The organism is Roseateles sp., assembly GCF_049240545.1.
GTDB lineage: Bacteria > Pseudomonadota > Gammaproteobacteria > Burkholderiales > Burkholderiaceae_C > Paucibacter_A.
In genome coordinates this window covers 1-1,246 of sequence record NZ_JBMLSK010000156.1, presented here as the reverse complement: position 1 = coordinate 1,246, position 1,246 = coordinate 1, and the positions used below count along the sequence as shown (strand labels likewise).

The window sequence follows — 1,246 nt, the reverse complement described above, 5'->3', positions numbered from 1 at the left end:
CACCGTGGACATCGCCTCGCTCTACCGCGCCAAGGAAGGCCAGGTCACCGCGCAATTGCTGCGCCGGGATGCCAGCGACAGCGACCGGGCCGCCGCCCTTCGCGAAGCGGCCGCCTTCGGCGAGCGACTCGATCGGCTGGTCGCACGCCTGCCGGCCGACTGCCGCTGCCTCGTATTCACCCAAGGGGCATTGATCGGGTCCGGTACAGGCCGCCGCATCGCCGACTTCACGCCACAACTGCGCCGGCAACTCGGACTGGAGGAGACGCGATGAACCTGACCCCTACGACACGAGCGCTGCACCTTGGGCGCATGCCACTCACTCACCTGGCGGCGATGCGCGAGCGCTTCGACGGCGCCCGATTCCGCTCCCGGGCCGTTACGCACCTGCGCCGCTGGGGCCTCGCCTACGCGGCTGCCGTGGGGGGCGGGGCCTGGTTCCACAGCCACTACGCCCTTGGCCTGAACGCCACCCACAGCCTGCCCGGGACGCTCTACCTGATCGAGCGCGCGGTGCTGCCGCAGCGCGGCGAACACGTCGCCTTCCGCTGGGCGAGGGGTGGCCCCTACCCGGCCGGCGTCACCTTCATCAAGGTGCTGGCCGGGCAGCCGGGCGATACCGTGACCCGCGACGGCGCGACCTTCGTCGTGGCCGGGACGACGCTCGCGAAGGCCAAGCCAACGAGCCGGCGCGGCGAGCCGCTCGAACCTGGACCCACCGGCACCCTACCCGAGGGTCGCTACTTTGTCTTCGCCCCGCACCCCGACAGCCTGGACTCGCGCTATGCGCTCACCGGCTGGATCGCACGCGAGCAGATCATCGGACGGGCCCGTGCGATCTTCTGACCGGGCCCGCCTCGCGGCGCTGCTGCTCGCGGCCGCAACCGCGGCAATCTGCCCCTCGGCCCAAGCCCAGCACCTGGGCGTGATCGGCCCGATCTACCCGATCGCCGAGCCGAGCCTGCTCGCCCTCATCCAGTCCAAGCTGCGCGAGTTCGCCGCCAACGGTGGCCTGGAGCGCCTGCAGCGCGAGAGCCAGGCCCGCATTCGCCGCCAGATCGAAGAGCCCGCTCCGGTAGCGGGCATCACTCGCACGGCGACCGCCCGGACGTTTCATTTCGATCCGAGCATCGAGGTGCCCTACCCGATCAGCGATGCCGACGGCCGCCTGATCGTGGCGCCGGGCACGCGAGTGAACCCGCTGGACGTGGTGTCGCTGTCGCGTCCGCTCTTCTTCTTCGACGCC

At 71.1% G+C, this 1,246-nt stretch carries 2 protein-coding genes and 1 pseudogene; all 3 read left to right on the top strand.

What is annotated here, in order from left to right; genetic code table 11:
* Window positions 1–274 (top strand): hypothetical protein (locus tag ACOVRJ_RS09910; RefSeq protein ID WP_422043685.1); only part of this gene is annotated, 274 nt, incomplete at its 5' end.
* Window positions 271–846, top strand: coding sequence for a S26 family signal peptidase (locus ACOVRJ_RS09905; RefSeq protein WP_422043684.1), 576 nt, complete (start codon window positions 271–273; stop codon window positions 844–846). The genes ACOVRJ_RS09910 and ACOVRJ_RS09905, both read left to right, overlap by 4 nt.
* Window positions 833–1,246 (top strand): annotated as a pseudogene (locus ACOVRJ_RS09900) (type-F conjugative transfer system protein TraW); the annotation flags it as partial. The gene ACOVRJ_RS09905 and the pseudogene ACOVRJ_RS09900, both read left to right, overlap by 14 nt.